Annotated in this window: 14 protein-coding genes; 7 read left to right on the top strand and 7 right to left on the bottom strand. The window is 52.0% G+C overall.

All coding sequences use genetic code 11. The features are described 5' to 3' along the window. Window positions 1-5 precede the first annotated feature (5 nt). From M4I31_RS12890 to ydhT, 4 genes are all read left to right on the top strand, one after another. Window positions 6-671 carry a YdhW family putative oxidoreductase system protein gene (locus M4I31_RS12890; RefSeq protein ID WP_085049429.1) on the top strand — a complete coding sequence of 222 codons (666 nt, stop codon included), beginning with the start codon at window positions 6-8 and terminating at the stop codon, window positions 669-671. Window positions 672-735: 64 nt separating this feature from the next. Next, complete coding sequence (locus M4I31_RS12885) at window positions 736-1,404, top strand: 4Fe-4S dicluster domain-containing protein (protein ID WP_042308731.1); 669 nt, start codon at window positions 736-738, stop codon at window positions 1,402-1,404. After that, complete coding sequence (gene phsC / locus M4I31_RS12880; RefSeq protein ID WP_038640300.1) at window positions 1,401-2,186, top strand: thiosulfate reductase cytochrome B subunit; 786 nt, start codon at window positions 1,401-1,403, stop codon at window positions 2,184-2,186. Before M4I31_RS12885 ends, phsC begins: the two co-directional genes overlap by 4 nt. Window positions 2,187-2,189: 3 nt before the next feature. Further along, window positions 2,190-3,002 carry a protein YdhT gene (gene ydhT / locus M4I31_RS12875; protein ID WP_085049428.1) on the top strand — a complete coding sequence of 271 codons (813 nt, stop codon included), beginning with the start codon at window positions 2,190-2,192 and terminating at the stop codon, window positions 3,000-3,002. Between the two features lie 9 nt (window positions 3,003-3,011). On the opposite strand, the gene M4I31_RS12870 is transcribed toward ydhT, so the two are convergent. From M4I31_RS12870 to M4I31_RS12855, 4 genes are read right to left on the bottom strand one after another with little or no spacing between them, the layout of a single operon-like run. Further along, on the bottom strand, window positions 3,012-3,689 hold the full coding sequence (locus M4I31_RS12870) for an amino acid ABC transporter permease (RefSeq protein WP_038640304.1): 678 nt from the start codon (window positions 3,687-3,689) through the stop codon (window positions 3,012-3,014). Further along, on the bottom strand, window positions 3,679-4,464 hold the full coding sequence (locus M4I31_RS12865; protein ID WP_038640306.1) for an amino acid ABC transporter permease: 786 nt from the start codon (window positions 4,462-4,464) through the stop codon (window positions 3,679-3,681). The genes M4I31_RS12870 and M4I31_RS12865 overlap by 11 nt, the downstream gene beginning before the upstream one ends. Further along, window positions 4,464-5,282, bottom strand: coding sequence for an amino acid ABC transporter ATP-binding protein (locus M4I31_RS12860; protein ID WP_069324225.1), 819 nt, complete (start codon window positions 5,280-5,282; stop codon window positions 4,464-4,466). The genes M4I31_RS12865 and M4I31_RS12860 overlap by 1 nt, the downstream gene beginning before the upstream one ends. A 1-nt stretch (window position 5,283) precedes the next feature. Next, complete coding sequence (locus M4I31_RS12855) at window positions 5,284-6,117, bottom strand: ABC transporter substrate-binding protein (protein ID WP_085049427.1); 834 nt, start codon at window positions 6,115-6,117, stop codon at window positions 5,284-5,286. Window positions 6,118-6,329: 212 nt separating this feature from the next. Here M4I31_RS12855 and M4I31_RS12850 point away from each other — a divergent pair, with 212 nt between their 5' ends. Further along, on the top strand, window positions 6,330-7,223 hold the full coding sequence (locus tag M4I31_RS12850; RefSeq protein WP_079224379.1) for a LysR family transcriptional regulator: 894 nt from the start codon (window positions 6,330-6,332) through the stop codon (window positions 7,221-7,223). Window positions 7,224-7,276: 53 nt separating this feature from the next. Here the strand turns inward: M4I31_RS12850 and M4I31_RS12845 are convergent, their stop codons facing one another. Beyond that, window positions 7,277-7,417: a hypothetical protein gene (locus M4I31_RS12845; protein ID WP_003832695.1), complete on the bottom strand. Its 141-nt coding sequence runs from the start codon at window positions 7,415-7,417 to the stop codon at window positions 7,277-7,279. A gap of 332 nt (window positions 7,418-7,749) precedes the next feature. Between M4I31_RS12845 and M4I31_RS12840 the strand changes: the two genes are divergently transcribed. Beyond that, window positions 7,750-9,231 carry an APC family permease gene (locus tag M4I31_RS12840; protein WP_042308718.1) on the top strand — a complete coding sequence of 494 codons (1,482 nt, stop codon included), beginning with the start codon at window positions 7,750-7,752 and terminating at the stop codon, window positions 9,229-9,231. A 19-nt stretch (window positions 9,232-9,250) separates the two neighbouring features. Here M4I31_RS12840 and M4I31_RS12835 read toward each other — a convergent pair whose 3' ends face one another. Together M4I31_RS12835 and M4I31_RS12830 are read right to left on the bottom strand one after the other, a co-directional pair. Beyond that, the gene (locus M4I31_RS12835) at window positions 9,251-9,949 is read right to left on the bottom strand and encodes a cache domain-containing protein (RefSeq protein WP_038640317.1); all 699 of its coding nucleotides are present in this window, start codon (window positions 9,947-9,949) and stop codon (window positions 9,251-9,253) included. A gap of 24 nt (window positions 9,950-9,973) precedes the next feature. Then, on the bottom strand, window positions 9,974-10,699 hold the full coding sequence (locus tag M4I31_RS12830; RefSeq protein ID WP_038640319.1) for a FadR/GntR family transcriptional regulator: 726 nt from the start codon (window positions 10,697-10,699) through the stop codon (window positions 9,974-9,976). A 313-nt stretch (window positions 10,700-11,012) separates the two neighbouring features. Between M4I31_RS12830 and M4I31_RS12825 the strand changes: the two genes are divergently transcribed. Further along, a complete protein-coding gene (locus tag M4I31_RS12825; RefSeq protein ID WP_085049426.1) occupies window positions 11,013-12,440 on the top strand; it encodes a gamma-aminobutyraldehyde dehydrogenase in 1,428 nt (475 codons plus the stop codon). Window positions 12,441-12,443: the final 3 nt, after the last annotated feature.

Here is a 12,443-nt window from a genome sequence, read left to right as displayed (position 1 = left end):
GCGAGATGACTAACGTGAGCAACGTTCAGGCACCCATTGAGGCGTTTCCTGATGAGGTAGATAGCCAAAAGAGACACTGGCTGCAGGCGCTACAGCCGCCTGCTGAACAGGTGAACGCGCCGCAGGTTCAGGAACCTGCCAGCCCGGAGTCGATAGTGGCGGAATTTATCCGCCAACATTCAGCATCGGGCCAGTTGGTGGCTCGCAGTGTCTTCCTGCAGCCACCGTATTCGGTTCCTGAGACTGACTTAACCGTGCTGCTGGATACCCTGTGTCAGGGCGCGAATGGGGCGGATATTACCTGTGTGCACGGCGCTGAAGAGGCATATTTCTTTTCGACGCAAACCATGACGGCAAACTACGCCAGCATGTGTGTGCAGGTGGTGGAGAACGACATCTGTCGCGCGATTGCCGAGGCGGTACGCTTTGACTGTCAAACGTATCCACGCCCCTATAAGGTCGCCATGTTGACGCAACCGCCGTATAGCTTTGGCGATCAGCAGGTTGCAGCGGCGCTCTCGGCAATGGAAACGCACCCGGATTACGCAGATATACGCACTGTGGAATCGTCAAATGCGGAGCCTTATTTGTTCAGCGAACGTTTTATGAGTTATGGCAAAGCGTACGGCCTGTGCGAATGGTTTGAGGTTGAGCAGTATCAGAACCCCTGAATTCTTCAGGTTGATGTCATGGAATGTGTGGACGACCACTGTCACAGCATTAGAGGATAACCCGATGTCCTTCACCCGACGTAAATTTGTCATTGGCATGGGGACGGTGATTTTTTTTACCGGCCCAGGTCAAAGTTTGTTAGCAAGCCCCAGGAGCACTAAAGGCGTTCGTTATGTCATGATTCACGACGAATCACTGTGTAACGGCTGTAATATTTGCGCCCGCGCATGCAGAAAAACCAATCATGTTCCTGACCAGGGCAGCCGTTTGTCGATAGCGCATATTCCGGTTTCGGATAACGACAACGAAACGCTGTATCACTATTTTCGTCAGTCCTGCCAGCATTGTGATGATGCGCCCTGTATTGAGGTCTGTCCAACCGGCGCCTCCTGGCGAGATGAGAACGGCATTGTCCGGGTCGACACGTCTTCGTGTATCGGCTGCAGTTACTGCATAGGCGCGTGCCCTTATCAGGTCCGCTATCTCAATCCGCGCACCAAAGTGGCTGATAAATGCGACTTTTGCGCTGAATCACGTCTGGCGAAAGGTTTTCCACCGATCTGTGTTAACGCCTGCCCGGAACACGCGCTGATTTTTGGTCGTGAAGATAGCCCGGAGATTCAGACCTGGCTGCGGGAAAACAAGTATTACGAGTATCAACTTGCAGGCGCCGGGAAACCCCATCTGTATCGTCGGTTCGGTCAACATTTGATTAAAAAGGAAAATGTATGAACGCGTCGCAGAATGCCGAACAGTTTCACGCCCAGCTTGCGCAATATGTCCCTATGTTTTCACCTGACTACTGGCCTGTGTGGCTGGTCATCGCCGGATTAATGCTGGTGGGAATGTGGCTGGTGCTGGCGCTACACGCCATGCTGCGCTTTCGTGCCGCGCATAAAGCGTCGGCAGGGCACGGTGAGAAGATCTACTTATACTCGAAGGCTGTCCGCTTGTGGCACTGGTCGAACGCGCTGTTATTTCTGCTACTTCTGGTCAGTGGACTCGTCAATCACTTCTCGGCCGTTAGCGCGTCGGTGATGAAAAGCCTGCTGACGGTGCACGAAGTTTGTGGCTTTTTGCTGCTCGCCTGCTGGATTGGTTTTGTCCTGATCAACCTGATTGGCGGTAACGGACATCACTATATTATTCAGCGGCAGGGTTGGATCGGACGCGCGCAAAGACAAACGCGTTTTTACCTGTTTGGCATTATGCAGGGAGAGTCACATCCATTCCCGGCATCAAAGCGTTCGAAATTCAATCCGCTACAGCAGGCGGCCTATGTTGGCGTGATGTATGGTCTGCTGCCGCTGTTGTTGATATCGGGTCTGTTATCACTCTATCCGGCGGTAGTCGGCGATCTGTTCCCCGGTGTGCGTTACTGGTTGTTACAGGCGCATTTTGCGCTGGCAATAATCAGTTTGTTTTTCATTTTTGGGCATCTTTATCTTTGCACTACGGGCCGCACGCCGGGCGAAACCTTCAAGTGCATGGTGGATGGCTATCACCGGCATTAAGCGATGATGATTACGCGTGATGACTTACGGGCCTGGCGCGTTGGGCCCGTAATGTACCGCTGGTTTCTACGTACTTTTCCCGCCGGGGGAAGTTATGCCGATGTACATCGTGCGCTCCAGCGGGAAGGGTATATCGACTGGGCAAATAGTCTGGTGGAATACGGCTGGTCAAAATGGCGGGAAGAGGAGAGTTTTGTCCGGCAGGATATTCGCGCGATGGGAAATATTTCCCGCGTGAAAACAACGGGGGGGGCCAGCAGCCCGCTGGCGAGTGCGGAAGATAATGTCAGCTTTGGCTGTGCGGATGATAACGTTAAAATCGCCAGCGCTGGCTATGCCGCGCAAATTGCCAGTGCAGGTTACAGCGTACGTATAGGCAGCGTAGGCTATAACGCGCATATCGGCAGCTCGGGCGATCGCGGGCGAATTGCGGTCGCGGGAAATTCAGCGCGTATCAGTAGCGTGGGTGACGGTACGCGCATCGCCAGTGCCGGCATGCGTGTACGCATCAGTGCACTGGGCGACAGAAATCGGATTGCCTGCAGCGGTGATTTAACCCAGCTAGCCTGTTTCGGCGCGGAATCGAAAATCGCCAATTGCGCAGACAATATCCATATTATTGCCAGCGGAGAGAACGCCGTTGTTGCCAGTACCGGCACTGTCGATTCGATAATACTCGGTCCTGGCGGATGCGCGGCGCTGGCCTATCATGATGGCGAAAGAATGCGTTTTGCGCTTGCCGTTGAAGGTGAAAAAAATATCCGGGCTGGCGTGAAATATCGGCTCAACGAAGACCACCAGTTCGTGGAATGTTGAGCCTTGAGGTCATTTTAGCGCGAACCGTCGCTGGGTGAATTTTTCCAGGCTAAAGCACAGCAGGTAATAGACCAGTCCGGTAAAGATAAAAATGGCCGCCGGATAGATTTGCACCCGGCTATTAACCTGACCGGCAACCGTCGTGAGTTCTGGCACATTGACGATAAACGCCAGCGACGTGTCCTTCAGTAGTCCAATAAATATCCCGGTCAGCGACGGCATAATGTTGCGCAGCACTTGCGGCAATAAAATAAGCCACAGGGCCTGGTACGGGCGAAAACCCTGCACCACTGCCGCTTCATATTGCCCGCCAGGTAAGGCGCTAATTCCTGCATACACCGAGTGCATCACCGAGGCGGCGGTGAACCATGCCAGTGCCAACGTCACGGTAACTGCGCCAGGCAGATCGCTTCCAGTCAGCATGGGGAGCAAATACCACATCCAGAAAATCACAAAGATTAACGGAATGCCGCGAATAAACTCGGCCCAGATAAACAGTCCTTTGCGCATCGCGCCAGGAAAACGCCAGGCGCAGCAGGCAAGAACTATCCCACCGGGAAGTGCCAGCAATGCCGCGCCGATAGCCATCAGCAAAGTAAGCAGAACGCCGCCGGGTTGGCCTTCGGTCACGCGTCCCCACAGAAGATAGTCAAGATTGTCAGTAATGACCGAAATATTAGCGATCATGCGATATGCTCCTGACGCTGAACAGACGGGCTTTTGCCCTGAACGGTTTACCTGACACAGTTTTTGGTCCAAGACGCGTAAGCAGCATACCTGACACGATACCGATGAGCAGATAGAGCACTGTTCCAACGGCAAAGGCTTCCAGTGCATGCGCGTTATAGCTCTCAATTTGCCGCACCTGATAGGTCAACTCTGCAAATCCAATACCGCTGGCAAGCGAGGAGAGCTTCATCAGGTTGAGATATTGCCCAACGATGGGCTGCCATGCGTTCGCCAGTCCCTGGGGAAGGAGAATGTGACGAAAAACCGCCCATGAGGAAAAGCCCTGGGCAATGGCCGCCTCGCGTTGTCCGGCAGAAACCGCCTGCAAACCAGAGGCAATCTCCTCGACCAAAAAGGCTGAAGTAAAAACACCCAGCCCCCAGGCAGAACAAAGAAACTCCGGCGTTAACCACCAGACGTCACCCGGCAGAACTGACCATGGGTGTTCAGCATTAATAAAGGTAATCACGTCACGGGGTAGCCAATTCCATGCGGCGAAATACCAGAACATCAGTTGCACCAGTAAAGGCGTATTGCGAAAAGCGGAGACCCACACACCGACCACCGCGGTGGCAATGCGATTGCCTGTCAAACGTAAGCCGAGTAGTAGGAGAGCAAAGAGAGTGGCGAGCGTGACGCCTGCCAGCGTCACCCATAGCGTGGTGAGAAAACCGGAAATTATCCATTGCAGAGGTTGCCCGCTCAGCACCCCCTGCCAGTCCATTAGATGCATTATAACGGTAACTCCTGGTGTAACGGGTCGAGCACTTTTTTCAGGAAACGCTGGGTTCTGGGATGTTGTGGGCGGGTGAAGAAATCCTCCGGCGAGGCGACTTCCAGGATATCGCCGCCATCAATGAATACCACACGATCGGCAATCTCACGAGCGAAGTGCATTTCATGAGTCACGACGATCATCGTGATACCGCTGTGAGCCAGATTTTTCATCACTTGTAACACCTCGCCGATCATTTCTGGATCCAGCGCGGAGGTGGGTTCATCAAACAAAATGATTTGTGGCGATGAAGCCAGCGCGCGGGCAATGGCAACGCGCTGTTGCTGCCCGCCGGATAACTGAGCGGCATAGGCATCGGCTTTCTCGAGCAGTCCCACTTGATCCAGCAATTCGAGTGCCCGGCCTTTTGCTTCCGCTTTGTTCCAGCCGTGAACATATTCCAGCGCCAGCGCAATGTTTTGCAGCGCGGTCAGATGCGAATAGAGATTGAATTGCTGAAATACAAAACCGATACGGCTGCGTAACTGGCGTAATGCAGCGCCGCGCAACTGACTAATCGGTTTACCATCAATGAAAATTTCGCCACCGCTGAGCGACTCAAGCTGGTTGATAAGACGTATAAGAGTGGATTTTCCAGAGCCAGAAGGACCCAAAATGGTCACCACTTCACCAGGTTCAACTGCCAGGCTGACGCCGTTAAGTACGGTATGAGCGTCATACTGTTTAAACACATTGTGCAGTTTGACGCTTGCCTGACCCAATTGGGTAGAATCCGCAGCCGAAGCTGCGGAACGATGAAAAAGAGCTGAGAGCATATTACTGGGCTTCTATTTTAAAGGCGCGGGGCTGCGGGTTTTTAGTTTCAGGGCCGAACCATACATCATAAATTTTTGCTGCCTGACCGGTAGACTCCAGCTTCAAAAGTTCATCGTTGACGGCTTTTAACAGCGCGGGTTCGCCTTTTTTTACCCCCACGCCGATCTCTTCTTTACTCAGCAGGTCCGGCAAAATTTTGAAATCTGCTTTATCCGGCGCACCGCTTAACAAGCCCGCCAGGATTGTACTGTCCTGGGTGATGGCCTGCACATTACCGTTGCGTAAGGCGGTTAATGCCAGGGGGATATCGTCATAGGCCAGTACGCGCGACTGCGGGAAGCGCTGATGTAACGCCTGCTCACCGGTAGTACCTTTTACCGCGCCGATTCGCGCTTTGCTGTATTCATCGAGCTTGTCCGGGGATTTTGCCGGCACAAGGAACTGCTGGCCGGTGACAAAATAGGGCACGGAGAAATCGATCACTTGTGCACGCTCAGGTGTGATCGTGATATCCGCTACGATTAAATCGGCTTTACCGGATTGTAATAGCGGAATACGGTTGGCCGGATTGGTGGCCACCAGCTCCAGTTTTACCCCCAGGGATTTGGCCAGCGCTTCGGCAAAATCGACGTCATAGCCGACAATCTTATGCGTTTTTGCATCAACTGAACCGAACGGCGGATTGGCGTCGAATGTCGCCACTTTAACGACGCCGGCGGCTTTGATATCGGCCAATTGGTCAGCCTGAGCCTGTGAGACGCTAATGCCAGAGGCCAGCAGCACGCTGAGTGCCAGAAGTGTTTTTTTAGCGCTGTGAATTTTCGTTGCCATCATTGTATGAAATCCCTGTAGTTTTTGGTTTGTGCTTTTTACGCTCCCATAACTTACGATTCAGACAAAATAAGAAAAAATTCTTATCTATATACAAAATGTTATTAGTGAAAGGGGGGAGAACAGGAGTGATGTGCGCGAACGTTGAGAAACGCTACGTGATTACCCTCATGACCTGTACCATACGTCAATAAAGTTAATGGCTGGGGACAAGCATGCTGCGTGATAATTTTAACGATCTTTATTATCTCATTATCGTCGCCCGCGAGCGGAGTTTTACGCGGGCTGCGGCAAAGCTCGGGGTCTCGCAGTCAGCGTTAAGCCATGCGATACGTGGACTCGAAGAGCGGCTGGATGTCCGACTCCTGACCCGTACCACGCGCAGCGTCGCGCCGACTGAAGCCGGAGAACGGCTCATCAACAGTATCAGTCCGCGTTTTGATGACATTGAAACGGAGCTGCTGGCATTAACTGACATCCGTCAGCGGGTGGCGGGTAACATTCGCCTTACCTTGGGTGAACATGCGTTGCAATCGACCGTCTGGCCCGCGCTGGCGCCTTTTTTGCAGGCTTATCCTGAAGTGAAAGTGGAAATGACCCTCGACAACAGCCTGACGGATATTGTGGCTGGCCGTTATGACGCGGGTATTCGTCTCGGCGAGCAGGTGGCAAAAGATATGGTTGCTGTCAGAATTGGTCCGGACTGGCGCATGGTGGTGGTCGGTTCACCCGCTTATTTTGCCCGCCATGGTAAACCACTCACCCCACACGATCTGCAAAACCATAACTGCATCAACATGCGCATGCCAACGTTGGGCGGGCTGTATGCCTGGGAATTTAGCAAAGGCGGACAAGATTTACGCGTGCGGGTTGAAGGGCAGCTAATTTTTAACAATCTCCCCCCGCGGATTAGCGCAGCGATTGCCGGGATGGGGCTGGCATTTGTGCCGGAAGACACTGTCGAACAGGCGGTGACTGACGGTGCGCTGGAAAAAGTGCTGGAGGACTGGTGCGAACCCTTCCAGGGCTATTATATGTACTACCCCAGCCGCAGGCAGCACACCGCCGCCTTTGCCAAATTGATTGAGGCTTTACGGTATAAGGGCTGAAACGGAAAGGGGTAACAGGCGATAAAAAAACCGGCATTGCGCCGGTTCGGAAATCAGATTTTGCAGGCGTCGCCGCAGTCATTATCAGCAATAATTTCCTGCGCTTTCTTATCTGCATCTTCCAGACGTTCAGCATTACGCTCTTGCGCTTCTTCCAGTCCATCAAAGACCAGATTATCGAGATCAATTTCCATCATTCACCTGCTCAGGTTCAGCGTTTAACATCACACTATTATATTGCAAAAATGTTGCTTAACAGCAGCGATTATTGCTACTTAGCCCCGAACTTAAATCAGACGCGCATATTTTTCCGCCAGCGTAGCCCACGGTTGGCGGCTGCGAAGATCCATTGGTCATAAATACTGCTAAATGCCAGCGCTTTCTACCGTTTTGCTTTCACTTTTTCATTAACGTGATATGCGATCATTTTTAACAAATCTGCGACAAAATCACTATACATATAACTTAATATCTTTTATACATTAATTGTTCAACCCTGCGACTATTCCACAAAAGAGAAAGATATATGGAACAGACACCTGATAAGAAAAACGATAATTTTCAGAAAGATGGCAAAGAACAGTTCAATCGCTCAATCGGTTTAATTTCTAATTTCGCGTTGGGGTTTACCTACCTCTCGCCGCTCACTGCCGTCTATTCGCTGTTTGCGCTGGCCGTAACGCTGGCGGGGCCGCCCGCAGTATGGTGGATTTTAATCGTCGCATGTGGCCAGCTTTTAGTGGCGTTGGTATTTGGCGAGGTCGCTTCCCAGTATCCGATAACCGGTGGACTGTATCCCTGGGCGAGAAGATTATGGGGCAAGAAATATGCCTGGATTGCCGCCTGGATTTACCTGTGGGCGCTGGTGGTCACCATTACGTCAATTGCGGAATATACCTCGACGTTTGTTGAGTCGCTGTTCCACTATGGTCAAACGCCTGCCACCATGTTGCTGACGTCTGTCCTGCTACTGCTGTTGATGATGGCTGTTAACATGTCCGGGACCAAAAACCTGGCCAGAGTCGCCAAAATTGGCTTCTGGTGTGAAATTGTCAGCGTGATTGCGCTGGGAATTTACCTGCTGATCTTTCACCGTTCTCAGCCTTTCTCCGTCATCTTCGACTCGATGGGCGTGCTTGCTCAGGACGGAAGCTACTCCACCGCGTTTATGTCCGCCGCGCTAATGGGGCTGTTTATGTTCTTTGGCTTTGAAGCCTGCGGTAACGTAGCGGAAGAGGTGCAAAACCCGAGCAAAAAGATCCCGGTCGCGATGATTTTAAGCATCGTATTTGGCGCGATTTCCGCCATCATTTCCGTGATGGGTTATCTGCTGGCTTCACCGAATCTGGTCAGTATCGTGAATGGTAAAACGTCCGATCCAATCCCCGCCATTCTCAATGAAGCCCTGGGAGAAACCGGCGCAACTATCTTTATCATCGTCGCGATTGTGGCGATGTTGTCGTGCATTTTGTCTCTACAGGCTGCGTTAAGCCGTCTTATTTTTTCTTTCTCTCGCGACAGAATGCTGCCGGGAAGTGAATGGATGTCCAAAATCTCGAAAAACGGCGTTCCGGATAATGCGATGGTCGTCAGTTGCTTGCTGCCGGTGATCATCTGCGTTTGGGTCTATTTCCAGCCAGACAACCTGTCGCGTATTACCGCGTTTGCCGTAATCGGTATTTATATCTCGTTCCAGATGGTCGTACTTGCTGCGTTACGTCAGCGCCTGAAGGGCTGGAAACCGGCGGGGGAGTGGACCATTGGCGGTTGGGGCGTGATTGTAAACGTACTGGCCTTAGCCTATGGATTATGCGGGATCTGGTTGCTGGCCCAACCAGCAGACAGCAGCGATTTCATTGATCGTTGGACAGTGCTGTTCGGCCTGGCGATTGTCGTTGGATCGGGGCTTATCTATATGTTCCTGACCCGACCGTTTGGGCGCTCTGCGGCGCCGGAAAACGACGCCATTGCTTACGCCAATAAGCTCAATATGGGGCAGGACAACTAAAACAAGGGCCTTCGGGCCCTTAGTTTTGATAGTGATAAAGGATAAAGTAGTCGCTCTGATATACCACGGTGCTGTTGGCGGGCGACAGTAACTCACCCACGCGAAAGCGCGGCCAGCTGGAGAAGATAATCCTGTTTTCCAGATTGGTCAGTATGACATAGTCAGGATGAGCGCAGGAGAGCAGTTCGGCTTCGATTTGGCTGACCAGCAGATCGACGGCGGCGACGCCAAGAAACTGATCGTTGTAGTAGACCGGCACTGCCGAAGTCAGGGTATAGGAGATATTGCAGATATAATCGACGTACGGGCCGTGGATATAAGCTTTGCCTGCCGGTGGCGAATGTTTAAACCACTCGAAGGTTCTGAAATCCAGTCGTTGCTGCGTGGCCTGATCCAAATCGAGGTGCGCCTGGCTCAAACCATTATCTTTCTTATACCACCACTCCAAAAGCCAATACTCTTTGGTGGTGGCGGTGCTCTCTATATGGCTGGCAAATCCGGCTCCAGAGCAGTAATGGTTGTCATTGAGCGTACGCTTAATATGCTGTTGAACGGTGGATCGCACAGAGGGATCGAGGACAACCTCGGCCGAAGCTTTCTGTATCCCGGCAATCGCCTCATGGATGCTCCTCGCCAGCGCCACGGTAGAATCTACCGTAGAGACAGTAATATCATCAATTTTACGGATTAATGCGCTTAAAGATGTCGAAGAGCTCATTGTCTGTCCTGCCTTCACGGATTGTCAGTTCGAGTTATATTTCAGCTTTTTTTCGATAAGGTAATAGGTAAAGGTGTCGATGATCCGCGTGGCAAGCTGTACTGATTCCGCCTCGTTGTGGGCGGCCAGCGCATCGGCCAGCGCTGAATAAAGCGCGATAATTTCGGCATGAATGCTGTCCGTGCGATAGAGGATCGCCACCAGCGATGCCCATTCAGCTTGCACCTGAAGCTCCTGGTTCGCCAGCCGTGCCGAATGTGAACTGGCGGCTATCGCCAGCAGGCATCGCATATCGGCCTGGGTCATCAGCTCAGGTGATTTTGCCTGTCTGAGCACCTCAACAAACTCGCGAAATTTGGCGATATCCGCGCCGGTCATTCGTCTGGAAGCAAGTCTTGCGCTATGGCTAATGATGGCGCAATGCATTTCCCCCAGATCCGAAAGATAATCGGTACTGATCGCTTTGAACGGATGCAGGGGGCTATTTTTGCCATCGATATTTTCGCAAACGAAGCTGCCACCATTACGGCCACGAACAGTATGGATAAGATTATTAGCCCGAAGCGTGTTTAGCGCTTCTCTGATAGTGATATGTGAGACACCCATCATCTTTGCCAAATCAGTTTCGTTGGGAAGCTGTTCTTTCGGCTCCAACAATCCCGTGATAATGGCATTTGAAAGGCGTTGCACTATCTGGTCTGAACGACTGACCTGCCCGATAGGCGCAAATATGACCGCGTGAGTAATCATAATCTTTTCTGCACTCAATTCCCTGAAACAACGACCCTTTCTAACACATGCCTGCTGGGCAAGGAAGGTAAGAATGGCCGCGTTATTTTACATGCCCATGCGCAAAAGCTGCCGCACAGACGGATGTGTGTCCCAATAACCATTGGAGCTGCGCGCGCCGCGTCAGCTAACAATGACAAGCCTTTCTCTGAATAATGTAAAGAACAAGTTAAAAATGAGAGGCTTATCATAGTGTCAATGTTGCGTATTTGAAAAGTTTTTACAATATATATATTACATAAGATTCTTTATGTATTAACGGGTGGAGACAGACATGAAAACCCTGAAGCATTTTATTAATGGGCAATATGTAGCAGGCGGCAGCGAAGAGACCTTCGAACTGGTGAGTCCGGTCGACGGTGAAACGTACGCATTATCTCCTAATGCCAGCGCGGCAGAGGTGGAGCAGGCTTACTCTGCTGCTGAAGCGGCGTTTAGCATCTGGAGAAAATCGACACCGGCCCAGCGACAAATAGCGTTATTGCGCCTGGCGGACGAAATAGAACGCAACGTGGAGCGACTGGTCAATGCCCAGAGCCAGGAGACGGGCCAGCTTCGCCATTTTATTGAGAAGGAAGAGATCGCGGCATCCTGCGATGCCATCCGTTTTTTTGCCGGGGCTGCGCGTTGTCTTGAAGGCAAGGCAGCAGGCGAATATTCCGCTGGATTTACCTCGACTATTCGCCGGGAACCGCTGGGTATTGTCGGGCAAGTTACGCCGTGGAATTACCCGTTTATGATGGCGGTATGGAAGATTGCGCCGGCACTGGCGGCGGGTAACACGGTAGTGTTAAAGCCAAGCGACACCACGCCGGTCAGTACGCTGCTGTTGGCGGAACTGGCGGCACCCTTGTTCCCGAGAGGGGCGTTTAACGTGGTTTTAGGCAAAGCCAGTACCGGTTCTCTGGTGGTCTCAAACCCGAAAGCCTCACTGGTTTCGATTACCGGTTCGGTCCGTGCAGGTCTGCAGGTTGCGGCCTCGGCAGCGGCGAACCTGACCCGGGCGCATCTGGAATTGGGCGGGAAGGCGCCCGCGGTGGTATTTGCTGATGCGGATATGGACAAGGCGATTGCGGCGATTGTCACGGCTGGCTTTTTCAATGCCGGGCAGGACTGCACGGCGGCCACGCGTATTCTGGTCGAACAGTCCATCTACGCTGAATTCCTGGAAAAACTGGTACAAAAAACAAAGAGTATTAAATTTGGGCCGCCAGAAGACCAGGATGCGCTGTATGGTGCATTGAATAGCCGGAATCAACTGGAACAAGTGAAAGGCTTTATTGAGCGTTTACCGGCGCATGCAAAAATTGAGACCGGCGGGCGCGCCGGATCTGGCCCTGGCTTCTATTTTGAGCCGACGATCGTCTCTGGTCTGCAACAGCACGATGAAGCTATCCAGCATGAAGTATTTGGTCCAGTAATGACTATTCAGTCGTTTTCTGGCGATGAAGATGCATTACTTAAGGCCAATGATGTGGAATATGGTCTGGCGGCGAGTGTCTGGACCAGCAATCACAGCCGCGCGCAGCGCTTTTGCATTGACCTCGATTTTGGCACGGTATGGATTAACAGCCATATTCCCCTGTGCGCCGAAATGCCGCATGGCGGCTTCAAAAAATCAGGTTATGGCAAAGATCTCTCATCTTATTCACTCGAGGAATACACACGGGTGAAACATATCATGTGCGACATTTCTGAATAGAGA

It is taken from the genome of Citrobacter sp. XT1-2-2 (genome assembly GCF_023516235.1).
In the GTDB taxonomy this organism is placed as follows: domain Bacteria; phylum Pseudomonadota; class Gammaproteobacteria; order Enterobacterales; family Enterobacteriaceae; genus Citrobacter; species Citrobacter werkmanii.
Note: the sequence above shows the minus strand (reverse complement) of the source record. Positions and strands in the feature narration are given on the sequence as shown.

Bases quoted from the DNA above. Each gene is read 5' to 3' on its own strand.
- M4I31_RS12890 (WP_085049429.1), top strand. From the start codon at position 6: ATGACTAACGTGAGCAACGTTCAGGCACCCATTGAGGCGTTTCCTGAT.
- M4I31_RS12885 (WP_042308731.1), top strand. From the start codon at position 736: ATGTCCTTCACCCGACGTAAATTTGTCATTGGCATGGGGACGGTGATT.
- phsC (WP_038640300.1), top strand. From the start codon at position 1,401: ATGAACGCGTCGCAGAATGCCGAACAGTTTCACGCCCAGCTTGCGCAA.
- ydhT (WP_085049428.1), top strand. From the start codon at position 2,190: ATGATGATTACGCGTGATGACTTACGGGCCTGGCGCGTTGGGCCCGTA.
- M4I31_RS12870 (WP_038640304.1), bottom strand. From the start codon at position 3,689: ATGATCGCTAATATTTCGGTCATTACTGACAATCTTGACTATCTTCTG.
- M4I31_RS12865 (WP_038640306.1), bottom strand. From the start codon at position 4,464: ATGCATCTAATGGACTGGCAGGGGGTGCTGAGCGGGCAACCTCTGCAA.
- M4I31_RS12860 (WP_069324225.1), bottom strand. From the start codon at position 5,282: ATGCTCTCAGCTCTTTTTCATCGTTCCGCAGCTTCGGCTGCGGATTCT.
- M4I31_RS12855 (WP_085049427.1), bottom strand. From the start codon at position 6,117: ATGATGGCAACGAAAATTCACAGCGCTAAAAAAACACTTCTGGCACTC.
- M4I31_RS12850 (WP_079224379.1), top strand. From the start codon at position 6,330: ATGCTGCGTGATAATTTTAACGATCTTTATTATCTCATTATCGTCGCC.
- M4I31_RS12845 (WP_003832695.1), bottom strand. From the start codon at position 7,417: ATGGAAATTGATCTCGATAATCTGGTCTTTGATGGACTGGAAGAAGCG.
- M4I31_RS12840 (WP_042308718.1), top strand. From the start codon at position 7,750: ATGGAACAGACACCTGATAAGAAAAACGATAATTTTCAGAAAGATGGC.
- M4I31_RS12835 (WP_038640317.1), bottom strand. From the start codon at position 9,949: ATGAGCTCTTCGACATCTTTAAGCGCATTAATCCGTAAAATTGATGAT.
- M4I31_RS12830 (WP_038640319.1), bottom strand. From the start codon at position 10,699: ATGATTACTCACGCGGTCATATTTGCGCCTATCGGGCAGGTCAGTCGT.
- M4I31_RS12825 (WP_085049426.1), top strand. From the start codon at position 11,013: ATGAAAACCCTGAAGCATTTTATTAATGGGCAATATGTAGCAGGCGGC.